The sequence below is a fragment of the Cupriavidus sp. SIMBA_020 genome (genome assembly GCF_046535395.1).
Classification (GTDB): domain Bacteria; phylum Pseudomonadota; class Gammaproteobacteria; order Burkholderiales; family Burkholderiaceae; genus Cupriavidus; species Cupriavidus campinensis.
Map to the genome: position 1 here is coordinate 92,474 of NZ_JAWRWU010000014.1, position 23,349 is coordinate 115,822.

19 protein-coding genes are annotated in these 23,349 nt (G+C 67.9%); 11 read left to right on the forward strand and 8 right to left on the reverse strand.

All coding sequences use genetic code 11. From position 1 onward, the window contains the following. Window position 1 precedes the first annotated feature (1 nt). Window positions 2–1,903, reverse strand: coding sequence for a molecular chaperone HtpG (htpG, locus tag SB751_RS22910; RefSeq protein ID WP_211944256.1), 1,902 nt, complete (start codon window positions 1,901–1,903; stop codon window positions 2–4). Window positions 1,904–2,014: 111 nt separating this feature from the next. After that, the gene (locus tag SB751_RS22915) at window positions 2,015–3,586 is read right to left on the reverse strand and encodes a PLP-dependent aminotransferase family protein (RefSeq protein WP_144199460.1); all 1,572 of its coding nucleotides are present in this window, start codon (window positions 3,584–3,586) and stop codon (window positions 2,015–2,017) included. A gap of 84 nt (window positions 3,587–3,670) precedes the next feature. Between SB751_RS22915 and SB751_RS22920 the strand changes: the two genes are divergently transcribed. The 9 genes from SB751_RS22920 to SB751_RS22960 all read left to right on the forward strand — a co-directional run bounded on the left by SB751_RS22920 (window position 3,671) and on the right by SB751_RS22960 (window position 13,097). After that, entirely contained in the window at window positions 3,671–4,348 is a 678-nt protein-coding gene (locus tag SB751_RS22920) for a VOC family protein (protein WP_144199462.1), read from the forward strand. Window positions 4,349–4,380: 32 nt separating this feature from the next. Then, on the forward strand, window positions 4,381–5,106 hold the full coding sequence (locus SB751_RS22925; RefSeq protein WP_144199464.1) for an alanyl-tRNA editing protein: 726 nt from the start codon (window positions 4,381–4,383) through the stop codon (window positions 5,104–5,106). 10 nt (window positions 5,107–5,116) lie between these two features. After that, a complete protein-coding gene (locus SB751_RS22930) occupies window positions 5,117–5,749 on the forward strand; it encodes a LysE family translocator (protein WP_144199466.1) in 633 nt (210 codons plus the stop codon). Between the two features lie 18 nt (window positions 5,750–5,767). Further along, window positions 5,768–6,757: a DMT family transporter gene (locus SB751_RS22935; protein WP_246119001.1), complete on the forward strand. Its 990-nt coding sequence runs from the start codon at window positions 5,768–5,770 to the stop codon at window positions 6,755–6,757. A 12-nt stretch (window positions 6,758–6,769) separates the two neighbouring features. After that, window positions 6,770–7,225, forward strand: a complete 456-nt coding sequence (locus SB751_RS22940; RefSeq protein WP_144199468.1) for a RidA family protein — start codon at window positions 6,770–6,772, stop codon at window positions 7,223–7,225. A gap of 52 nt (window positions 7,226–7,277) precedes the next feature. After that, window positions 7,278–8,465: a PLP-dependent aminotransferase family protein gene (locus SB751_RS22945; protein ID WP_092290211.1), complete on the forward strand. Its 1,188-nt coding sequence runs from the start codon at window positions 7,278–7,280 to the stop codon at window positions 8,463–8,465. Window positions 8,466–8,525: 60 nt separating this feature from the next. After that, window positions 8,526–9,170, forward strand: a complete 645-nt coding sequence (locus SB751_RS22950; RefSeq protein WP_250025363.1) for a glutathione S-transferase family protein — start codon at window positions 8,526–8,528, stop codon at window positions 9,168–9,170. Between the two features lie 307 nt (window positions 9,171–9,477). Then, window positions 9,478–11,160: an L-lactate permease gene (locus SB751_RS22955; RefSeq protein WP_144199470.1), complete on the forward strand. Its 1,683-nt coding sequence runs from the start codon at window positions 9,478–9,480 to the stop codon at window positions 11,158–11,160. Window positions 11,161–11,264: 104 nt separating this feature from the next. Continuing rightward, window positions 11,265–13,097, forward strand: coding sequence for an ABC transporter ATP-binding protein (locus tag SB751_RS22960; RefSeq protein WP_313817959.1), 1,833 nt, complete (start codon window positions 11,265–11,267; stop codon window positions 13,095–13,097). Between the two features lie 23 nt (window positions 13,098–13,120). Here SB751_RS22960 and SB751_RS22965 read toward each other — a convergent pair whose 3' ends face one another. From SB751_RS22965 to SB751_RS22985, 5 genes are all read right to left on the reverse strand, one after another. After that, window positions 13,121–13,651, reverse strand: coding sequence for a chromate transporter (locus tag SB751_RS22965; RefSeq protein WP_144199474.1), 531 nt, complete (start codon window positions 13,649–13,651; stop codon window positions 13,121–13,123). Next, a complete protein-coding gene (locus SB751_RS22970) occupies window positions 13,648–14,238 on the reverse strand; it encodes a chromate transporter (RefSeq protein ID WP_144199476.1) in 591 nt (196 codons plus the stop codon). Before SB751_RS22970 ends, SB751_RS22965 begins: the two co-directional genes overlap by 4 nt. 170 nt (window positions 14,239–14,408) lie before the next feature. Then, entirely contained in the window at window positions 14,409–16,745 is a 2,337-nt protein-coding gene (parC, locus tag SB751_RS22975) for a DNA topoisomerase IV subunit A (RefSeq protein ID WP_144199478.1), read from the reverse strand. 145 nt (window positions 16,746–16,890) lie between these two features. Continuing rightward, a complete protein-coding gene (locus SB751_RS22980; RefSeq protein WP_410748569.1) occupies window positions 16,891–17,700 on the reverse strand; it encodes a lytic transglycosylase domain-containing protein in 810 nt (269 codons plus the stop codon). A gap of 43 nt (window positions 17,701–17,743) precedes the next feature. Continuing rightward, the gene (locus tag SB751_RS22985; RefSeq protein ID WP_144199482.1) at window positions 17,744–19,735 is read right to left on the reverse strand and encodes a DNA topoisomerase IV subunit B; all 1,992 of its coding nucleotides are present in this window, start codon (window positions 19,733–19,735) and stop codon (window positions 17,744–17,746) included. 215 nt (window positions 19,736–19,950) lie between these two features. Between SB751_RS22985 and SB751_RS22990 the strand changes: the two genes are divergently transcribed. Next, window positions 19,951–21,162: an MFS transporter gene (locus SB751_RS22990; RefSeq protein ID WP_144199484.1), complete on the forward strand. Its 1,212-nt coding sequence runs from the start codon at window positions 19,951–19,953 to the stop codon at window positions 21,160–21,162. After that, window positions 21,163–21,324, forward strand: a complete 162-nt coding sequence (locus tag SB751_RS22995) for a hypothetical protein (RefSeq protein WP_250025382.1) — start codon at window positions 21,163–21,165, stop codon at window positions 21,322–21,324. A 9-nt stretch (window positions 21,325–21,333) separates the two neighbouring features. Here the strand turns inward: SB751_RS22995 and SB751_RS23000 are convergent, their stop codons facing one another. Beyond that, the gene (locus SB751_RS23000; RefSeq protein WP_144199486.1) at window positions 21,334–23,262 is read right to left on the reverse strand and encodes an ATP-binding cassette domain-containing protein; all 1,929 of its coding nucleotides are present in this window, start codon (window positions 23,260–23,262) and stop codon (window positions 21,334–21,336) included. Window positions 23,263–23,349: the final 87 nt, after the last annotated feature.

The window sequence follows — 23,349 nt, forward strand, 5'->3', positions numbered from 1 at the left end:
CTCAGGCCAGCAGGCGGTTCACGCGTTGCACGTAGGTGGCGGGGTCTTCGAGCATGCCGCCCTCGGCCAGCAGGGCCTGATCGAACAGCACACTCACGCGATCGGCGAAGGCTTCGTCGCCTGCCACGTCGCGCAGCTTCTTCACCAGCGCGTGCTCGGGGTTCAGTTCGAGGATCGGCTGGGCGTCGGGCGCCTTCTGGCCGGCCTGCTTGAGCAGGCGTTGCAGGTAGCCGCTCATGTCGCCGTCGTCCGACACCAGGCACGAAGCCGATTCGGTCAGGCGCAGCGTCACGCGCACGTCCTTGGCCTTGCCTTCCAGCACGCCCTTGGCACGGTCGACCACGTCCTTCCAGTCGGTTTCGGCCTTTTCCTGCTCGGCCTTCTCCGTCTCGTCAGCCAGGGCGCCCAGGTCCAGGTCGCCACGCGCCACGGACACCAGCTCCTTGCCGTCGAATTCGTGCAGGTAGGACAGCATCCACTCGTCCACACGCTCGGTCAGCAGCAGCACCTCGATGCCCTTCTTGCGGAAGACTTCCAGATGCGGGCTCGACTTGGCGGCCACCCAGGTGTCGGCGGTCACGTAGTAGACCTTGTCCTGCCCTTCCTTCATGCGGCTCACGTAGTCGCCCAGCGAGACCGACTGCTCGGCCGTGTCGCCGTGGGTGGACGCGAAGCGCAGCAGCCTGGCGATGCGCTCGGCGTTGGCCTGGTCCTCGCCCATGCCTTCCTTGAGCACCTGGCCGAACTGCTCCCAGAAGGTCTTGTACTTGGCGCGATCGGCTTCGTCCTCGCTGTCCGCCAGCGATTCCAGCATCGACAGCACGCGCTTGGTGCTGCCCTCGCGGATCGCGCGCACATCGCGGCTCTCCTGCAGCAGCTCGCGCGAGACGTTCAGCGGCAGGTCGGCCGAATCCACCACGCCCTTGACCCAGCGCAAGTACGCCGGCAGGAGCTGGTCCGCATCGTCCATGATGAACACGCGCTTCACGTACAGCTTCAGGCCGGCCTTGTGATTGCGGTCCCACAGGTCGAACGGGGCGCGCGCCGGGATGAACAGCAGCTGCGTGTACTCGCTGCGGCCTTCCACACGGTTGTGGGTCCAGGTCAGCGGGGCTTCCTGGTCATGGGCGATGTGCTGGTAGAACGCCTGGTACTGCTCGTCGGTGATGTCGGACTTGGCGCGCGTCCACAGCGCGCTGGCCTGGTTCACGCTCTCCCACTCGCCGGTGGCCTTGTGGGCGCTGGCCTCGGCATCCCATTCTTCCTTGGGCATGCGGATCGGCAGGGAGATATGGTCCGAATACTTCTGGATGATGTGGCGCAGGCGGTATGACGACAGGAAGTCGTCCTCGCCCTCGCGCAGGTGCAGCGTGATGGTGGTGCCGCGCTCGGCGCGCGAGATGGCGTCCACGGTGAACTCGCCGTCGCCGGTGCTTTCCCAGCGCACAGCTTCCTCGGCGGCCACGCCGGCGCGGCGCGTCTCCACGGTGACCTTGTCTGCGACGATGAAGGCCGAGTAGAAGCCCACGCCGAACTGGCCGATCAGCGCGGCGTCCTTCTGCTGGTCGCCGGACAGCTGCTGGAAGAATTCCTTGGTGCCGGAACGCGCGATCGTGCCGAGGTTGCGGATCGCCTCGTCGCGGCTCATGCCGATGCCGTTGTCGGTGATCTTGAGCGTGCGGCTGGCGGCGTCGGCTTCGATCCGGATGGCCAGGTCGGCATCGTTCTCGAGCAGCGACGGGTTGGCAATCGCCTCGAAGCGCAGCTTGTCAGTGGCGTCCGAAGCATTCGACACCAGCTCGCGCAGGAAAATTTCCTTGTTGCTGTACAGCGAGTGGATCATCAGGTGCAGCAGCTGCTTCACTTCCGCCTGGAAGCTCATCGTTTCGTGCGGTGCGGTCATGGTTCTCCTCTTGAAAGCTTGAAAACAAAGCGGGCACATCCGGGGTTGCCCCGGCGCGCGGTGCGCGGACGGGGTCGATGGGCCTTCAAATCGGGATGGACGGACGGTTTTTCAAGCCCCCGGGGTGGCGGGGGCGGGGGCCGGCTGGCCGGACAAGCGCTCCATCTGCGCGGCCAGGAAGCGCAGCATGCCGGGGTCGGCGCTGCTGGCCACGTTGAAGCGCGTCCAGGTGGATGGCATCTGGCTGGGCGAGAACAGGCTGCCCGGGGCGAACAGGTAGCCCTCCTCGTGCCCGGCCGTAGCAATGACATTGGTGTCCACGCCCGTATCGGCCCACAGGTACATGCCGGCGTGCTGGCCCGGGAACATCCGCAAACCCAGCCGTTCGAGCTGGTGGCGGGTCTCGTCGCGCGCCCGGTCCAGCCGGCCGCGCACGCGCTCCACGTGCTTGCGGTAGTGGCCCTCGGTCAGCACCTTGTAGACCACGCGCTCGTTGATCTCCGGCGTGGCCATGCCGGTCAGCAGCTTGTTGTCGGTCAGCGTCACGGCCAGCTCCGGACTGGCGGCGATGAACCCCACGCGCAGGTTGGCCGCCAGCGTCTTGGAGAAGCTGCCGAGATAGATCACCCGCCGCAGCTGGTCCAGGCTGGCCAGCCGGGTGGCGGCGTGGCCGGGCGGGCAGAGATCGCAATAGATATCGTCCTCCACCACCAGGAAGTCGTACTGCTCGGCCAGTTGCAGCAGCCGGAAGGCCCGCGCGGCGGAGAGCGAGGTACCCGTGGGGTTGTGGAGCACGGAATTGACCACGAACAGCTTGGGCCGATGGGCCTGGACCACGCGCTCGAGCGCCTCCAGGTCCGGGCCATCGGCGGTGTAAGGCACGCCGATCACGTGGGCGCCCTGCGCGGCAAAGCGCGCGAACATCACGAACCAGGCCGGATCGCCCACCAGCACGGTATCGCCGGGGTGCAGGTACTGCCGCGCGATCAGGTCGAACGCCTGCGTGATGCCGGACGTCATGACGATCTGGTCCGGCGTGACGCCGATCTCCAGCTCCTCCAGCCGCGTGCGCAACTGCTGCCGCAGCGGCAGGAAGCCCTGCGGCGTGCCGCTCGACAGGAAATGGTTGCCCGGCTGCCGCCCCAGGCTGCGCAGCGCGCCGGACATCAGCTCGCCGTCCAGCCACTCGTTCGGCAGGAAGCCCCAGCCCGGCGCCTTGTGGCTCTCCGCCGAGTGGAACATGCTGCGCAGCAGCCAGGTCACGTCGATATTGCGGATGGCGTCCGAAGGCGGCGTGGCGGCCGTGGACGGATGCGCCACGCGCTCGCGCACATAGAAGCCGGAGCCGCGCCGCGACTCCAGGTAGCCCAGCGCCACCAGTCGCTCATAGGCTTCTACCACCGTGAAGCGCGAAATCCCCTTCTCGGTGGCCAGTTGCCGGATCGACGGCATGCGCATGCCGGCCCGGAACACCCGTTCGTCGATGCGCAGCCGCGCCCATTCGGTCAGCTGCTCGACCAGCGTCATCTGGGCCGAGGGAATCGGGTCCGGCAACTGCTCGTGGCCAGCCGTCGGCATCACCAGCCGCAAGGGCCGTGTGCCGCCTGACGCACCCGATCGCCCTCCGCTATCCTTGCGGTCCGGCCCGGTGTGCCGTCCTTGGTCCGCTTCGCTGCCTTCCATGTGGTGCTCCCGCAACTGTACTGAATACGATCTGCTGAACTGTATCGGTACTGTACCGATAACCTTGTCTACCATCAACCGACAATGAAGCTCGCCATAGACCACCTCGTGATTGCGGCCCCGGATCTGGAATCCGGCGCGAACCATGTTGCCGACCTGCTCGGCGTTGCCCCGCAGGGCGGCGGCGCGCACCCGCGCATGGGCACGCACAACCGCGTGATGGGCCTGTTCGGCGGGATGTACCTCGAAGTGATCGCGATCGACCCCGCTGCCCCGGCGCCGGAACGGCCGCGCTGGTTCGGGCTGGACAGCGGCGCCATGCGCCAGCGGCTGGCCGACGGCCCGTTCCTGGCCCACTGGGCGGCCCGGGTGGAACGTCCGGTCGATCTGTCGCGCTGGCAGGCGCAATACCCGGACCGCATCGCCCCGGCCATTCCGATGACGCGCGGCGCCCTGCACTGGCGCCTGACCGTGCCCGACGACGGCAGCCTGCCGGCCTGGCCGGGCGAGGCCACGCACGCCGGCGACGGCCTGTTCCCCACGCTGATCCAGTGGGACGTGCCCAACCACCCCGCCATCAGCCTGCCGCGCCAGGATCTGGCGCTGCGCCGGCTGCGCGGCAGCCATCCACAGGCGGAACTGCTGCGGCAGGGGCTGGCGTGGATCGGCGCGGCAGACCTGATCGAGATCGAACAGAGCGATGGGCCGCCACAGCTGGTGGCCGAGATCGACACCCCAGCAGGCACCAAGACCCTGCGCTGACTATATAGATACCCCCGAAGGAGCCCCCGACGATGTCCGCCACCACCATCAAGCGTTTCGACGACGACGCCTACCTCGACCACTGCACCGCCACGGTCGTGGCCGTGAGCGAGGCCGGCATCGAGCTGGACCAGACCGTCTGCTACGCGCGCAGCGGCGGGCAGGCCGGGGACACCGGCACGCTGGTGCTGGCCGATGGCCGCGTGGTGGCGCTGATCGACACGATCTACGCCGAGGACCGCACCCGCATCCTCCACGTGCCGGCGCCGGACGCCCCGGCGGTGCAGCCCGGTGACCAGGGCGAAGTGCGCATCGACTGGGCGCGCCGCCACAAGCTGATGCGGCTGCACACCTGCCTGCACCTGCTGGGATCGCTGATCCCGGTGCCGGTGACCGGCTGCAGCATCTCGCCCGATTCCGCGCGCATCGACTTCGACCTCCCCGAGTCCACGCTGGACAAGGCCGAACTGACCGAACAGCTCAACGCGCTGATCGGCGCGAAGACCGATGTGCGGATCGACCGCATCACGCCCGAGCAGCTGGCCGCGCAGCCCGACCTGGTGCGCACCGTGGGCGCCGCGCCGCCGGCGGGCACGTCCACCATCCGCATCATCGAGATCCCCGGCGTGGACCGCCAGCCCTGCGGCGGCACCCACGTGGCCAATACGGGCGAGATCGGCGCGGTCACCGTAACCAAGATCGAGAAAAAGAGCCGCACCAACCGCCGCGTGGTGGTCAACTTCGCGGCGCTGGCCTGAGGTCGCCGTCATGGATGCCAACTGGCTGACGGGCCTGTCGATGGCCCAGTTCCTCGCATTGATCACGCTGCTGGCCGTGGGCGCGTTCACGCCCGGCCCCAACACCACCATCGCCGCCGTGACCGGCGCCAACTTCGGGCTGCGCGCCACGCTGCCGCACTGCGTCGGGGTGGCGTTCGGCTTCGCGAGCATCGTCGCCCTGTGCGCAACCGGCGTGGGCGCGCTGATCCTGGCCAGCCCGATGCTGGCGCGCGCCATCCATATCATCGGCGTGGCCTACCTGCTCTGGCTGGCGTGGAAGATTGCCCGCAGCGCCTCGCTGGCCGAGAAGACCGTGCTCAAGCCGATGAACGTCTGGCAGTCGGCCGCGTTCCAGTACGCCAATATCAAGGCGTGGATGCTGGCGCTGGCCGTGGCGGCGTCCTACATGGCCGGCGCGCCCTCGCCCGCCCAGCGCGTGGCGCTGGTCAGCACGGTGTTCGCGGTGTTCGGCTTCTTCAGCAACGGCGCCTATGGGCTGCTGGGCGCCTCGCTGCGGCACTGGCTGGCGCAGGGCAACCGCGTGCGCTGGTTCAACGGCACGATGGGGCTGGCGCTCGGCGTGACGGCGGTCTGGATCGCCCTCGCCGCGCAGCCGCACTGACCTTCCCGGGCATCCATCATGGCAAATCCCCCCTCTTCTCCTACCCATTCGCCTGCAACCGGCGGCATGTGGCTCGGCTTCATTGGCGTGGCGATCTTCAGCCAGACGCTGCCGTTCACGCGCATGGCCGTGGCCGAACTGGACCCCATCTTCGTGGCGCTGGCCCGTGCGGTGCTGGCGGCCGGGCTGGCGCTGGGGCTGCTCGCCCTGCGCGGCGCGCTGGCTCCGGCGCGGCGCCCGCGCGGGCGCCAGTGGGCGCGGCTGGCCGTGACGGCGCTGGGCGTGGTGGTCGGTTTTCCGCTGTTTTCGTCACTCGCCATGCGCGAGGTGCCGGCCGGCCATGGCGCCATCGTGATCGGCCTGCTGCCGCTGGCCACCGCCGTGTTCGCGGCGTGGTTCGGCAGCGAGCGCCCTTCGCCAGCGTTCTGGCTCTCGGCCGTGGCCGGCAGCGCGCTGGTGATCGCCTTCGCCCTGTGGCAGGGGGCTGGCGGCCTGCAACATGCCGACTGGTACCTGTTCGCCGCCGTGCTGCTCGGTGCGCTGGGCTATGCCGAGGGCGGCAAGCTGTCGCGCGAGCTGGGCGGGCTGGAAACCATCAGCTGGGCGCTGGTCGTGTCCCTGCCGGTGCTGGTGCCCGTGGTGGCGTGGCTGGCCGTGGCGCAGGCGCCCGCGATTGGCGCGGCATCGCCCCGGGCGTGGCTCGGCATGGCCTATGTGTCGGTCTTTTCGATGTTCATCGGCTTCCTGTTCTGGTACGCCGGACTCGCAAAAGGCGGCGTGGCTCGCGTAGGCCAGATACAATTGCTCCAGCCGTTCCTCACGCTGGCGGGCGGCGCCGTGATTCTGGCCGAGCCCCTGGACGCCCCCACCCTCGCCTTTGCCGTGGCGGTGATTGCCGTGGTGGCCCTTGGCCGCCGCGCCGCCGTGCGCAACACCGCACCCGCCACGCCACCGGCCGCCACCGCGGCTGAAGGGGCGCCCCCCATATTTCCAGGACGACTTCACTAACAGGAGCCATGCATGTCCGTATATGACACCCTCGCCCGCCTTGGCGTGGAACTGCCCCCCGTGAGCGCCCCCGCCGCCGCCTATGTGATGGCCGCCACCACCGGCAACACCGTCTTCCTCTCGGGTCATATCGCCCGCAAGGACGGCAAGGTCTGGGCTGGCAAGCTCGGCAAGGACGTCGACACCGAGACCGGCAAGGCCGCCGCGCGCGCCATCGCCGTCGACCTGCTGGCCACGCTGCACGCCCATATCGGCGACCTGAACCGGGTCCAGCGCATCGTCAAGGTGATGAGCCTGGTCAACTCCACGCTGGAATTCACCGAGCAGCACCTGGTGACCAACGGCGCTTCCGAGTTCCTGGTCGAGGTCTTCGGCGACAAGGGCCGCCATGCGCGCAGCGCGTTCGGCGTGGCCCAGGTGCCGATGGGCGCCTGCGTCGAGATCGAAATGATCGTCGAAATCGCATAAATCGTATTTTTTCCACCACGCAGTCCAAGATTCACCCCACCAGAGACAGATCATGAAATGGGCCATCTCCCGCCGGGCACAGCAACTGACCAGCTCGGCCATCCGCGAAATCCTGAAGGTCACCGAGCGTCCGGAAGTCATTTCCTTCGCCGGCGGCCTGCCGTCCCCGGCGTCGTTCCCGGTAGCGGCCATGGAAGCGGCGGTGGCCCGCGTATTCGCCGATAACCCGCAGGGCGCGCTGCAATATGCCGCCACCGAGGGGTATCTGCCGCTGCGCGAATTCGTGGCCAAGCGCTACAACGTGGAGGTGGAGCGCGTGCTGATCACCACCGGCAGCCAGCAGGCGCTGGACCTGATCGCCAAGGTGATGATCGACCCGGGCAGCCCGGTGCTGGTGGAAACGCCGAGCTACCTCGGCGCACTGCAGGCGTTCTCGCTGTTCGAACCCGAGTTCGTCTCGGTGCCGACCGACGAGCGCGGGCTGGTGCCCGAGGCGCTGACGCCGGAGCTGACCGCCGGCGCCCGCTTTCTCTACGCCCTGCCGAACTTCCAGAACCCCACCGGCCGCCGCCTGCCGCTGGAGCGCCGCCAGGCACTGGTCAAGCGCGCGCAGGAACTGAACCTGCTGCTGGTGGAAGACGACCCCTACGGCGAACTGAGCTACACCGGCGACATCCTGCCGACACTGCTCTCGATGAACCCGGACGGCGTGATCTACATGGGTTCGTTCTCGAAGGTGCTGGCCCCGGGCCTGCGCCTGGGCTTCGTGATCGCCCCGCCCGAACTGCACTTCAAGCTGTGCCAGGCCAAGCAGGCGTCTGATCTGCACACGCCGAGCTTCACCCAGCGCATGGCCTACGAGTCCGTGCGCGACGGCCTGCTCGAACGCCATATCCCGACCATCCGCGCGCTCTACGGCAAGCAATGCGAAGTGATGCTAGATGCACTCAAGCGTCACATGCCCGCCGGCGTGACGTGGAACCAGCCCGAAGGCGGCATGTTTATCTGGGTGGAACTGCCCGAGGGCCTGGACAGCATGAAGATCCTCGAGGAAGCCGTGCGCCGCAACGTGGCCTACGTGCCGGGCGCGCCGTTCTACGCGGGCAATCCGCGCATGAACACGCTGCGCCTGGCCTTCGTGACGGTGCCGCCGGAGCGGATCGAGCAAGGCGTGACGATCCTCGGCGAGCTGTTCCGCGAAGCCATCGCCAAGGCCGCGCCGCAGCCGCGCGCTGCCTGAGGCCACCCCGGGACCCCTGAAGGAGAGCCGATCGCCATGGAAGTGGAGGAGCCGCAAGGCCTGTTGCGCATCTGGGGCCGCCTGTCGTCGATCAATGTGCAGAAAGTGGTCTGGTGCGCGCGCGAGCTGCACCTGGACCACGAGCGCATCGACATCGGCAATCAGCAGGGCGAGCTGGACAACGAGGCCTACATTCGCCTGAATCCGAATCGCCTGATTCCGGTGATCGAGGATTTCCGCGATACGGACGTGGCCGGCGAGCCCTTCGTGCTGTGGGAGTCGAACGCCATCGTGCGCTACCTCTGCGCGCGCTATGGCGAGGGCACGCTGTGGCCGTCCGACGTCAAGGAGCGCGCCTCCGCGGACCGCTGGATGGACTGGCAGACCACGGCGTTCAGCCCGGCCATGGTCTCGGCCTTCCTGCAGATGGTGCGCGTGCCGGCCGAGAAGCGCGACGAGGCGATGATCGCCAAATCATGCGAACGGACCGAGCCGCTGGCCGCGATGCTGGACAAGGCGCTCGCCAGCCGGGAGTTCATCGGCGGCGACCGCTTCACCATGGCCGACATCGCGCTCGCCTGCGCGGCGCACCGCTGGATGGGCACCCCCGTGCCCCACGCGCCGCGGCCCAATCTCCAACGCTGGCTGGACGACATGCGCGCCCGGCCGGCGGCCACCGGCATCCTCATCCTGCCGCTGCGCTGAATCGCCCCCCCGTGCTTCCCTCTCCCTGAGGGGAGCACACCCGCCCCCAAATTCGAACACCCGTTTCAGGAGTACCCTCGCGCGAGTGTTGTGAGGTGCGCCCGTCCCTCCGAACAAACCCTGATCCCTGAATCCGATTCATCATCCCGATGACCGGATTTAAGCAATTGCCGGGAACTCGCGTCCTTACAATCCCCTTTCTGTGCGCAGTGGTGCGCTTGCCGCCGCGCGCCCAGTGCCATGCAGTGCGGCAGTCCAGGCCCGTCAGAGGCACGGCTGCCTTCCAAACCCAGAGGAGGATTCAATCGTGTGGAGTCAAATTTACGACCCGCTCGGCAATATGGCGTTGTCCACGCTTGCCGCGGGCGTTCCGGTGGCCGTGCTGCTCGCAGCGCTGGCGTTCTTTCACATGCAGGCGCACCTGGCGGCCGGGCTGGCGCTGGTGGTCGGCATCGTGGTGGCGTCGTTCGTGTTCGGCATGCCCGCAGCCATGGCCGGCAAGGCGGCCGGGCTGGGCATCGTCTCCGGGCTGTTCCCAATCGGGTGGATCGTCCTCAACATCATCTTCCTGCACCGCCTGACCACGCTTAACGGGTCATTCAAGGTGTTGCAGAACTCGATCTCCGGCGTGACCGAGGATCGCCGCCTGCAACTGCTGCTGGTGGCCTTCAGCTTCGGCGCGTTCTTCGAGGGCGCGGCCGGCTTCGGCACGCCGGTGGCCGTGACCGGCGCCATCCTGATCGGGCTGGGCTTCTCGCCGCTGGCCGCCTCGGGCCTGGCGCTGATCGCCAATACCGCTCCGGTGGCGTTTGGCGCACTCGGCGCGCCGATCATCGGCCTCTCGTCGGTGACCGGCATCGAACAGACCGTGCTCTCCGCGATGATTGGCCGCCAGCTGCCGTTCTTCTCGGTGCTGGTGCCGTTCTGGCTGATCTGGGCGTTCGCGGGCTTCCGCGGCATGCTCGCCATCTGGCCGGCCATTCTGGTGGCGGGCGTCAGCTTCGCCGTGCCGCAGTTCCTGGTCTCGAACTATCACGGCCCGTGGCTGGTGGACGTGATCTCGGCGCTGATCTCGATGGGCGCCCTGACCGCCTTCCTGAAGATCTGGCATCCGAAGGAGATCTGGACCTCCACGCGCATCCTCGGCCGCCACGACGACTCCAAGATCGATCACCCCGAAGCCCTGGAAGCCGAAGCCGCTGCCAACGCGGCGTCCGTCGGTATTTCGGTGGTCAAGGCGTGGATGCCGTGGGTCATCCTGACCGTGTTCGTGTTCGTCTGGGGCATCCCCGAGTTCAAGAAGCTCGTGGACGGCATCTGGCAGTACAAATTCCCGGTCCCGGGCCTGGACAAGGCGATCATCAAGGGCCCGCCGGTGGTGCCGAAGGAAATCGTCGAAGGGGCGGTGTTCAACTTCAACGTGCTGTCGATGGCCGGCACCGGCATCCTGGTGTCGGCGCTGGTCGGCGGCCTGCTGATGGGCTACTCGGTGCCGCGCCTGCTCAAGGAGTACTGGGAGACCATCAAGCTGGTGCGCTACTCGCTGCTGACGATCTGCGCCATGTTCGGCATCGGCTACCTGACCCGTTACTCGGGTCTGGACGCCACGCTGGGCCTGGCCTTCGCGCAGACCGGCGTGTTCTACCCGCTGTTCGGCACGATGCTGGGCTGGCTGGGCGTGGCGCTGACCGGCTCCGACACGGCCTCCAACGTGCTGTTTGGCGGCCTGCAGAAGACCACGGCAGAGCAACTGGGCCTGTCGCCGGTGCTGATGGCGGCCGCCAACAGCTCGGGCGGCGTGATGGGCAAGATGATCGACGCCCAGTCGATCGTGGTGGCCTCCACCGCCACCAAGTGGTACGGCCACGAGGGCGAGATCCTGCGCTACGTGTTCTTCCACTCGGTCGTGCTGGCCATCCTTGTCGGCCTGTTCGTGACCTTGCAGGCGTACGTGCCGCCGTTCACGCATATGGTGATTCACTTACCGTGACGGTTTGACGCTGGTTAGCCAGACAAGCCCCGCCTCATGGCGGGGCTTTTTGTTGGGCGTATCATCACCGGTTCACTCCAACAGACGAGATGAGGGAGCGCCGCATGCCGATTCGCCGCCTGGAAAGATTGATCGATCCGTTCCGCAACATGCCGGATACGCAGCCACCGGCCAGCATCTGGCGGTTCTATGCGTACTTCCTGCGCGAGGTGCGCGGGGTGCTGTTCGCGCTGCTGGTGGTTGGCCTGATCGCCGCGCTGATCGAGGTGTCGCTGTTCAGCTTCCTCGGCCGGATCGTGGATCTCGCCAAGGGCGCGCCGGACGGGCAGTTCTTCGCGCGCCATCAAAACGAGCTGCTGTGGATGGCTGCCGTGGCGCTGCTGCTGCGCCCGCTGTTCTTCGGCCTGCACGACGTGCTGCTGCATCAGGTCATCAACCCCAACCTGGCCAACCTGATCCGCTGGCAGAACCACCGCTACCTGCTCCAGCAGAGCCTGTCGTTCTTCCAGAACGACTTTGCGGGGCGCATTGCCCAGCGCATCATGCAGACCGGCTTCTCGCTGCGCGACTCGGCCGTGCATGCGCTCGACGCACTCTGGCACGTAATCATCTACGCCATCAGCGCGCTGATCCTGTTCGCCGAGGCGGACTGGCGGCTGATGATCCCGCTGATCCTGTGGATTGCCGGCTACATCGCCGCACTGGCCTTCTTCACACCACGCGTGAAGGCGCGCTCCGTGGTGGCCACGGAGGCGCGCTCGCGGCTGATGGGCCGCATCGTGGACGGCTACACCAACATCACCACGCTGAAGCTGTTCGCCCACACGCGCCACGAGGAGCACTACGCGCGCGACGCCATGGCCAGCCATACCGACAAGATGCGCATGGCCGGGCGGATGGTCAGCGCCATGGACGTGACCATCACGGCGATGAACGGCGCGCTGATCGCCGGCACGACCGGGCTGGCGCTGTGGCTGTGGAACCAGGGGCTGGTCTCCACGGGCGCCATCGCGCTGACGACCGGGCTGGTCATCCGCATCAACAATATGTCCGGCTGGATCATGTGGGTGGTCAATGGCATCTTCGAGAACGTGGGGCAGGTGCAGGACGGCATGAAGACGATTGCCGTGCCGCGCAACGTGGTGGACCGGCCGGACGCCCAGCCGCTGCGCATCGCCCGGGGCGAGGTGCAGTTCGAGGACGTGGGCTTCCACTACGGCAAGGGTGCCGGGGTGATCGAACATGTGAACCTGACCGTGCAGCCGGGCGAGAAAATCGGGCTCGTGGGGCCGTCCGGGGCCGGCAAGTCCACGCTGGTCAACCTGCTGCTGCGGCTCTACGACGTGGAGACCGGCCGCATCCTGGTCGATGGCCACGACGTGGCCGGGGTGACGCAGGAGAGCCTGCGCGCCCAGATCGGCATGGTCACGCAGGATACGTCGCTGCTGCACCGTTCGATCCGCGAGAACCTGCTCTATGGCAAGCCGGACAGCACCGATGCCGACCTGCGCGAGGCGCTGCGGCGCGCCCGCGCGGACGACTTCATCGACGAACTGGTCGATGGGAACGGCCACCGGGGGCTCGACGCGCTGGTGGGGGAACGCGGCGTGAAGCTGTCCGGCGGGCAGCGGCAGCGCATCGCCATCGCCCGGGTGCTGTTGAAGGATGCGCCAATCCTGATTCTCGACGAGGCCACCTCGGCGCTCGACTCCGAAGTGGAGGCGGCGATCCAGGAGAGCCTGGAGGCGCTGATGGAGGGCAAGACCGTGATCGCCATCGCCCACCGGCTCTCCACCATCGCGCGGATGGACCGGCTGGTGGTGCTCGACGACGGTCATATCGTCGAGACCGGCACCCACGCCGAGCTGCTCGCGCGCGGTGGGCTCTATGCCCGGCTGTGGGCGCACCAGACCGGCGGCTTCGTCGGCGTGGACTGATCAGACCGGGGTCAGCGCGGCGGTCAAACCAGCCCGAGCAGCCCCGCGCCGGCGCCCAGCGCCACCAGCATCAGCGGATGGACCCGCGTCTTCAGCATCAGGGCGATGGTCAGCAGCGTCACTGCCACGGCAGTCCAGCTGTGGTCTACGCTGCTGGCCAGCACCCAGCCCGTGGACATCAGCAGGCCGATGGTCAGCGCGGACAGGCCGCGCTTGATCAGCCCCGGCCAGCGCGCGTGCGGCGAGCGGCCGGCGAAGTATTCGAAACCGAGCGCGATCAGGCTCGACGGCCCGCACATGCCGACCATCGCCGCAAACGTGCCGCCCGCCCCTGCCACCTGCCAGCCGAACAGCGCCACGAACAGGATGTTCGGCCCCGGCGACGCCTGCGAGATGGCGTAGAGCGCCGCGAACTGGCCATCGGTCATCCAGCCGTTGGCTTCCACGAGGTAGCGGTGCATGTCCGGGATGACGGTGCCGCCACCGCCCACGGCCAGCAGCGACAGCATGCCGAAATGCCCCAGCAGGCTGCGCAGGATCTCCGGGGAACTCATGCCCGCTCCCGGCGCTTGTCAGCGCGATGCTCGAGCACCAGCGCCACCGGCACCAGCACCGCCATCACCGGCAGCAGCGGCCAGCGCAGCAGGCCGATGGCGACGAACCCCGCCACGCCGACCACCACCGCGCGCACCGTGCGCGGCTGGCTCTCCGCCAGCTTGACCCCGGTGGACAGCACCAGCCCGGCCGAGACCGCCGTCATGCCGGCCAGCATCTGGCGCACGGCGGTGACGTCCTGGTAGCGCAGGTACAGCCCCATGGCGCACAGCACCACCACCATCGGCACCAGCACCAGCCCGCAGAAGGCCGCCACGGCGCCACGCAGGCCGGCGAAGCGCAGGCCCAGCATCAGGGCCAGATTGATGACGTTGGGGCCGGGCAACACCTGCCCGAGGCTGAGGATCTCGACGAAATCCCGGTCGTTGAGCCAGCGGTTGCGCTCCACCACGGCACGCCGCACGAACGGCAGCACCCCGCCGAAGCCGGAAAGCCCCATGCGGGCGAATTCGAAGAACAGGGTGCGGGCGTTGGGGGGCGGAGCCAGGGCAGGCTCGGCGACGTCGGGCAGCGGGGCGGCGGACATGATAGGCGGCGATAAATGCCCGCGCGGAGGGGGGTGCGGGCTGCCGACATACTACGGCAATCGTGACGGCCCGCGTGGCACGCGGTCATCACGGATGCGCAAGAGGGGGTCAGGAACGGTGATGTGGGGTTGCTCCGCTCCCCATCGGAGCGCGGAGCAACCCGGCAGCCTTAGCTGCCGCCGTCCACCGTCACCGGCTCGATCTTCACTTCCTTGAGCCTCGGCTCGACCGCCTTGCCCTTGCGGGCGCGCTTGCCCACGTACGGCAGCAGCGTCTTGCCGGCCAGCTTCTGCGGCGGCACCTTGCCACCCCGGACGCCGGTGCCGGAGATCAGCAGCCCCGGCGCGCCCACCGTCACGGCGTGCGTCAGCGGCTCCTTCGGCTCCAGTTCCATCAGGATCACGCCCCGGCCGCCGGCCGACAGCACCTTCACCTCGTCCAGCCCCACCAGCAGCAGCCGGCCATTGCCCGAGAAGCAGGCCACATGCGTGGCTTCGTCGGCAATCGGCGCCGGCGGCAGCAGCGTGTCGCCCTCGTCCAGCGTGATAAAGGACTTGCCGCCCTTCTGCCGGCTGATCATGTCGCCAACCTTGGTCACGAAGCCGTTACCGCCAGCCGTGGCCACCAGCACGCGCTGCTCGGCGCCGCCCGCGAAGGTGTGGGCGATCTGCGAGCCCGGCGCGAGGTCGATCAGCGTGGTCACCGGCACGCCATCACCGCGGCCGCCGGGCAGCCCGGCCACCGCCACCGAATAGACCCGGCCGTTGCTGCCGAAGGCCAGCAGCGTGTCCACGGTGCGGCACTCGAAGGTGTCGTACAGGCTGTCGCCGGCCTTGAAGGTGAACTGCTGCGTCTCGTGGCCATGGCCCTGACGCGTGCGCACCCAGCCCTTGCCCGAGACGATCACCGTCACCGGCTCGTCCACCACGCGCACCTCGGCGGCGGCGCGGCGCTCTTCCTGGATCAGCGTGCGGCGCGGGTCCTTGTCCTCGGGGCTGTACTGCTTGGCGTCCTGCTCGATTTCCTTGATGATGCGCCGGCGCATCATGGTCTCGGACTTCAGCAGCACGTCCAGCTCGGCCTGCTCGTCGCGCAGCTTGGCCAGTTCCTGCTCGATGCGGATGGCCTCCAGCCGTGCCAGCTGGCGCAGCCGGATTTCGAGGATGTCCTCGGCCTGCCGGTCCGAGAGCTGGAACGCCTCGATCAGCGCCGGCTTGGGCTCGTCGCTCTCGCGGATGATGCGGATCACCTCGTCGATCTTCAGCAGCACCAGCATCCGGCCTTCCAGGATGTGGATGCGATCCTCGACCTTGTTCAGCTGGAAGCGCGTGCGCCGCGTCACGGTCTCGAAGCGGAACCCGATCCACTCGCGCAGGATCTCCTGCAGCCCCTTCTGGCGCGGCCGGCCATCGGTGCCGATCATCACCAGGTTGATCGGCGCGCCGGACTCCAGGCTGGTATGCGCCAGCAGGGTCTGGATGAACTCCTGCTGGTCCACGTTCTTGCTCTTGGGCTCGAACACCAGCCGCACCGGCGCATCCTTGCCGGATTCGTCGCGCACCGCGTCCAGCACGGCCAGCAGCGAGGTCTTCAGCTGCACCTGCTCCGGCGTCAGCGCCTTCTTGCCGGTGCGGATCTTCGGATTGGTGATTTCCTCGATTTCCTCGAGCACCTTCTGCGCCGACGTAGCCGGCGGCAGCTCGTGCACCACCATCTGCCACTGGCCGCGCGCCATTTCCTCGATCTTCCAGCGCGCGCGCACCTTCAGGCTGCCCCGGCCGCCCTCGTAGATCTGGGCGATATCGGCCGCCGGCGAGATGATCTGCCCCCCGCCCGGGTAGTCCGGGCCGGGCATCAGCGCCAGCAGCTCGGCCAGCGAGATGGCCGGGTTGCGGATCATCGCCACCGTGGCCCCGGCCACTTCGCGCAGGTTGTGCGGCGGGATTTCCGTCGCCATGCCCACCGCGATGCCGGAGGCGCCGTTCAGCAGCACGAACGGCAGCCGCGCCGGCAGCAGCCTCGGCTCTTCCTCCGAGCCGTCGTAGTTGGGCAGGAAGTCCACCGTGCCGAGGTCGATCTCGTCCAGCAGCAGCCGCGAGATCGGCGTCAGGCGCGCTTCGGTGTAGCGCATGGCCGCCGCGCCGTCGCCGTCGCGGGAGCCGAAGTTGCCCTGGCCGTCGATCAGCGGGTAGCGCAGCGAGAAATCCTGCGCCAGGCGCACGAGTGCGTCGTAGGCCGACTGGTCGCCGTGGGGGTGGAATTTACCGAGCACCTCGCCCACCACGCGCGCGGACTTGACCGGCTTGGCGTCGGCGCGCAGCCCCATGGCCGCCATCGCATAGAGGATGCGGCGCTGCACGGGCTTCTGGCCATCGGCCACCTCGGGCAGCGCGCGGCCCTTGACCACGCTCACCGCGTAGTCGAGGTAGGCCCGCTCCGCGTAGCGCGCCAGGGTCAGCGAATCGGCTGGCTCTTCGGATTGAAACGAAATGTCTGGTTGATCCATGGTTGGCAAGAATGCGGCACGCGGGCGCCGGACGGCGCCTCGCAAACCCTGTGGGTCGGCTTGTCAGCGTGGGATTCTAACGAAACTCGGGCGCCCCGCAGGAAAGTGAGGCCCGATCGATGCGACAGCGGGTGTCACAAGGGGGTCATTCCGGCATGTTGCGCCGGCCGCCGATCACCATTTTCACGCGGCCGGCGTGGCTGCCGGTGCGCACCACGGCCACCCCGGACGGCTGGTAGATCCGGTAGAACTCCATGACCGTGCTCACGTACTGGCGGGTTTCGGGGAAAGGCGGGATCTGGTTGTTGTAGCGCGCCACGGCGCCCTCGCCGGCGTTGTAGGCGGCGAGTACCAGTTCGAGATTGTTGGGAAATTGCCCCTGCAGCCAGCTCAGGTAACGCACGCCGGCCGAGATGTTCAGGCGCGGGTCGGTGAGCTTCTGCTCCACCGAGCGGCGCTTGTCGGCGGCGATGCCAAAGCGCACGCCGGTATCCGGAATCACCTGCATCAGGCCGATGGCGCCCTTGGGCGACACCGCGCTCGGGTTGAAGCCGCTCTCGACCGCCATCACCGCCTTGACCAGCGCCGGATCCACGTTCTGGGCCGCGGCAATCTGGCGGATGATCGGATCGACCAGGGCGATGTTGGGGTGGTTCAGCACATAGCGGAACAGCTTGCCGGCATCGGCATCGCCCTTGCCGGGCCGCCCCACCATGCGCACCCCGGCCACGCGCGGCATGGCCAGCGTATCCAGCTTGCCGCCGTTCTTGAGAAACAGCTTGTAGCGGTCGTCGACCTTTTCGTCGGCGAAGTGGGCCACGCCGTCTTCGTCGATGTAGCCATACAGCTCGGCGTGGGCGGCACCGGTCGCGCACAGGCCCGCCAGCGCCAGCCCGAGCGCCGTGGCCTGCCTTGCCAGCCGCGCCAGGGCGCGGCGATTGCCGATGGTCCGCATGGTGTTTCTCCGTTGCCGACCGCTGCGCCCGTTGCCGGAGCGGTCAGATATCCGCCTCCACCTCGTTGCCCTTTTCCTCGAGCCACGTGCGCCGCTGCGAGGCCTCGCCCTTGCCCATCAGCATGTTCATCATGCTCACGGTCTGGGGCAGGTCGAATTCGCCCAGCGCCACCGGCAGCAGCCGGCGCGTGTCCGGGTTCATCGTGGTTTCCCACAGCTGCTCGGCGCTCATCTCGCCCAAACCCTTGAAGCGCGAGATCTGCCAGGCGCCTTCCTTGACGCCATCCTTCATCAGCTTGTCCTGGATGGCTTCCAGCTCGCCTTCGTCCAGCGCGTAGAGCTTCTGGGCCGGCTTCTTGCCGCGTGCCGGAGCATCCACTCGGAACAGCGGCGGGCGGGCCACGCAGACGTTGCCGTTGTCGATCAGCTTCGGGAAGTGACGGAAGAACAGCGTCAGCAGCAGCACCTGGATGTGCGCGCCGTCCACGTCGGCATCGGACAAGATGCAGATCTTGCCATAGCGCAGGTTGGACAGGTCCGGCTCGTCGTCCGGGCCGTGCGGGTCCACACCAATCGCCACGGCGATGTCGTGCACTTCATTATTGGCGAACAGGCGGTCGCGCTCGGTCTCCCAGGTGTTCAGCACCTTGCCGCGCAGCGGCAGGATGGCCTGGAACTCCTTGTCGCGGCCCATCTTGGCCGAGCCGCCGGCCGAATCGCCCTCGACCAGGAAGATCTCGTTGCGCGACACATCGGTCGATTCGCAATCGGTCAGCTTGCCGGGCAGCACGGCCACGCCGGAGCCCTTCTTCTTTTCCACCTTCTGCGCGGCGCGGGTGCGCGCCTGGGCCTGGCGAATCACCAGTTCGGCCAGCTTCTTGCCGTAGTCCACATGGTGGTTCAGCCACAGCTCCAGCGCGGGGCGGCTGAAGGTGGAGACCAGGCGCACGGCGTCGCGGCTGTTCAGGCGCTCCTTGATCTGGCCCTGGAACTGCGGGTCCAGCACCTTGGCCGAGAGCACGAACGAGGCGCGCGCGAACACGTCCTCGCTCATCAGCTTCACCCCCTTGGGCTGGAGCGAGTGCATCTCGATAAAGCTCTTGACCGCCTGGAACAGGCCCTCGCGCAGGCCGGACTCATGGGTGCCGCCGGCCGGCGTGGGGATCAGGTTGACGTAGGACTCGCGCACCGGCGCGCCATCCTCGGTCCAGGCCACCACCCAGGAGGCGCCTTCGCCCTCGGCAAAGCCTTCCTCGCCCGGATTGCCGTCCGGGTCGGCAAAGTGCTCGCCCTCGAACATCGGGATCACGAGTTCGGCGCCGCTGCCCTGGGCCAGCGCTTCGACGAGGTAGCCCTTCAGGCCCTGGTCGTACTGCCAGACCTGCTTTTCGCCGGTCTTTTCAATCTCTAGCGTGACCTTCACGCCCGGCAGCAGCACGGCCTTGCTGCGCAGCAGCCGCTGGAGTTCGGCCTGCGGAATGGTGGCCGAGTCGAAATAGCTGGCATCCGGCCAGACCTGCACGCGCGTGCCGTTCTTCTTTTCGCCGCGCTCCAGCTTGCGGCTGGTGAGCGGCGTGGTGACGTCGCCGCCCGAGAAGGTCAGCGTGGAGAGCGTGCCGTCACGCCAGACCGTCACGTCCAGCCGGGTGGACAGCGCATTGGTCACCGACACGCCCACGCCGTGCAGGCCGCCCGAGAAGGCGTAGGCGCCGCCGCGTCCCTTGTCGAACTTGCCGCCCGCGTGCAGGCGGGTGAACACGATCTCCACCACCGGCACCTGCTCTTCCGGGTGAATACCCACCGGAATGCCGCGGCCGTCGTCTTCCACGCTGACGCTGCCGTCACGGTGCAGCGTGACCAGGATCTCGGAGCCGTGGCCGCCCAGCGCCTCGTCCGACGCGTTGTCGATCACCTCCTGCACGATGTGCAGGGGATTGTCGGTACGGGTGTACATGCCGGGCCGTTGCTTGACCGGCTCCAGACCCTTGAGGACCCGGATGGAAGATTCGCTGTACTGACTGGTTTTGCTCGCCATGGAGTCGCTACGGAGAAGTGGATCTCCCGGCCGTCGCGGCCGGATTGCGCAGCATTGTAATGGATGACCGGCGCGGGCTCGGTACGCTGGCACGCGGAACCGGCCGCTTCGGCATAAATACGCCACCCGGGGTAAACTCGCCCGGCTGCAGAGGGAATCCCCCGGCGCCCCCTGATAACCATAGAGAAAAGGACTGCCAAAGTCCCGAGCCCGACATGACCGACCGCAAACTCTCCCTGACCACCGTGCTCGTGTGCGGTGGCCTGCTCGTCACGCTATCGATGGGTATCCGGCACGGCTTCGGCCTGTTCAACCTGCCGATCACCCAGGCCCACGGCTGGAACCGCGAGACCTTCGCCTTCGCCCTGGCCCTGCAGAACCTGATGTGGGGCGCCAGCCAGCCGATTGCCGGCGCGCTGGCCGACAAGTTCGGCCCCGTCCGCATCATGCTGGTCGGCGTGGCGCTCTACGTGGCCGGTCTGGTCGTGATGGCGATGGCCACCAGCGGCACGGCGTTCGCCTCCGGGGCGGGGCTGATGATCGGCATTGCCCAGTCAGGCACCACCTACAGCGTGGTCTACGGCGTGATCGGCCGGGTGGCCAGCGCCGAGAAGCGCATCTGGGCGATGGGGATCGCGGCGGCGGCCGGCTCGTTCGGCCAGTTCCTGATGATTCCGGTCGAACAATCGCTGATTTCCTTCGTCGGCTGGCAAAACGCGCTGTTTACCATGGCCGTGATGGCCTGCTTCATGCTCCCGCTGGTGTTCGCGCTGCGCGAGCCGAAGGTGGCGGCGGCCACGGGCGGGCATCACCAGACCATCGCCGAGGCCACGCGCGAGGCGTTCGGTAATCGCAACTTTCAGTTGCTGACGCTTGGCTATTTCGTGTGCGGCTTCCAGGTGGTCTTCATCGGCGTGCATCTGACGCCCTACCTGAAGGATCGCGGCTTCGCCGATCCCAAGATCGCCACGGTGGCGCTGGCGCTGATCGGCCTGTTCAACGTGTTCGGCACCTACACCGCCGGGGCGATGGGCCAGCGCATGCCCAAGCGCTACCTGCTCTCGTTCATCTACCTGGCGCGCTCGTTCGTGATTGCCGGCTATCTGCTGCTGCCGCTGACGGCGGCCAGCACGTGGGTGTTCGCGGCGCTGATGGGGCTGCTGTGGCTGTCCACCGTGCCGCTGACCAACGGCATCATCGCCCAGGTGTTCGGGGTGAAGTACCTGTCGATGCTGAGCGGGGTGGTGTTCTTCTCGCACCAGATCGGCAGCTTCCTGGGCGCGTGGCTGGGCGGGTTCCTGTTCGACCGGACCGGCAGCTATGACCTCGTGTGGTTCATCGCCATCGGGCTGGGGGTGATGGCGGCGCTGGTCAACCTGCCGATCCGGGAGCAGGCGCTGGTGCGCCCGCAGCCGGTGGCGGTCTGAGTGATGGTCGCGGCGCGCCACCCGCTCGGGCTGAAGGCCAGGCTGCTAAAGGCGGTGGGCCTGCTGGCGCTGGCCGGGGTGCTGACGGCGGGCTTCCTGGCCTACCTGCGGCCGGCGTTCATGGTCGACCTCACCAATATGGTGCTGGCGTGGTGCGGGTGAGCCGCTAGCCTACTGCGCCTCACCCTTGGTCTTTGCCTCGAGCACTTCCCAGCGCTCGAGCGCCTCCAGCAGTTCCATCTCGATTTCATCGTGCCGGGTGGCCAGCTGGGCCGCGCGGGCGGGGTCAGTCGCGTACAGCTTGCCGTCCTCGAGCTGGCCGGCCAGCGTCTTCTGCTCCGCTTCCAGCGCGTTGATGCGCTCGGGCAGGCCATCCAGCTCGCGCTGTTCCTTATAGGAGAGCTTGACCGTGCGATTGGCGCCGCGCGCCTCACGCGTGTTCTGCGTCTTCAGCGCCTCGGCCGGCTTCGACTCGGCCGGCTTGGCGGCCTGGATGGCCTCGGCCCGGGCCGACTGCTCTTCCCAGTCCGAATACCCGCCGACCGACTCGCGCCACTGCCCTTCCCCCTCGGCGGCAATGGTCGAGGTCACCACGTTGTCCAGGAAGGCCCGGTCGTGGGAGACCAGGAACACGGTGCCGCTGTAGTCCTGGAGCAGTTCCTCCAGCAGTTCGAGGGTGTCGATGTCGAGGTCGTTGGTCGGCTCGTCCAGCACCAGCACATTGGCCGGCCGGGCGAACAGACGTGCCAGCAGCAGCCGGTTGCGCTCGCCGCCCGAGAGCGACTTGACCGGCGACCGCGCGCGCTCCGGCGCGAACAGGAAGTCGCCCAGGTAGCTCATCACGTGCTTGCGCTGGCCGTTGACCTCCACCCAGTCGCTGCCCGGGCTGATGGTGTCCGCCAGCGACTTCTCCAGGTCCAGCGCGGTGCGCATCTGGTCGAAATACGCCACCTGGAGGTTGCTGCCGTTACGCACCGTGCCGCTGTCCGGCGCCAGTTCGCCCAGGATCAGGCGCAGCAGCGTGGTCTTGCCCACGCCGTTGGGGCCGATCACGCCGACCTTGTCGCCACGCATGATGGTGCCGGTGAAGTCACGGACCACCGGCTTGTCGCCGTAGGACTTCGACACGTTGACCAGTTCGGCCACGATCTTGCCCGAGCGGTCCGCCTGCGACACCTCCAGCCTCACATTGCCCTGCACCTCGCGCCGCGCCGCGCGCTCGGTGCGCATGGTCACCAGCCGCTGGATACGCGCCACACTACGCGTGCGGCGCGCTTCCACGCCCTTGCGGATCCACACTTCCTCCTGCGCCAGCAGCTTGTCGAACTTGGCCTGCTCCACTGCCTCGGCGGCCAGCAGTTCGGCCTTGCGGGCCTGGTAGGCCGCGAAGTTGCCCGGGAAGGACACCAGCCGGCCCCGGTCCAGTTCGACGATGCGGGTGGCCACGCGGTCCAGGAAGGCGCGATCGTGGGTAATCAGCAGCACGCTGCCCCGGAAGCCGATCAACAGGTCTTCGAGCCAGCGGATGGCGGTGACGTCGAGGTGGTTGGTCGGTTCGTCGAGCAGCAGGATGTCCGGCTCGGCCACCAGCCCCTGCGCCAGCGCCACGCGCTTCTGCAGGCCGCCGGACAGCGAATCCACGCGCACGTGCGGATCCAGGCCGAGGCGGGCCAGCGTGGTTTCCACGCGGGTGCGCAGCGTCCAGGCGTCGGCGGCGTCCAGTTCGGCCTGTACGCGATGCAACTCGGCCAGCGTGGCCTCGTCGTGATGGGTGTCGAGCTTGGCCAGCGCCGCTTCATAGCGGGCCAGCAGGTCGTGCGCGGCGCCCATGCCCAGGCTCACCGCGTCGAACACGGTCAGGCCGGGCGCGAATTGTGGCTCTTGCGCCACATATGCAGTGGTCACGCCGCTCTGGCGGGCGATCAGGCCATCGTCCGGGGCGGACATGCCGGCCACGATCCGCAACAGCGACGACTTGCCCGTGCCATTGCGGCCGATCAGGCCAACGCGTTCGCCGGCTTCCAGCGAAAAATCGGTGTGGTCGAGCAGTGCCACGTGCCCGAAGGCGAGTTGGGCATCGGAAATGGAGAACAGGGCCATGGTGCGGAGACTGGAAACAGGCCCGAATTGTAGTCGACCCCGGTGGCCGGGGCCGCGCGGCCCAAAAAGAAGGGCCCCAAAAAGAAG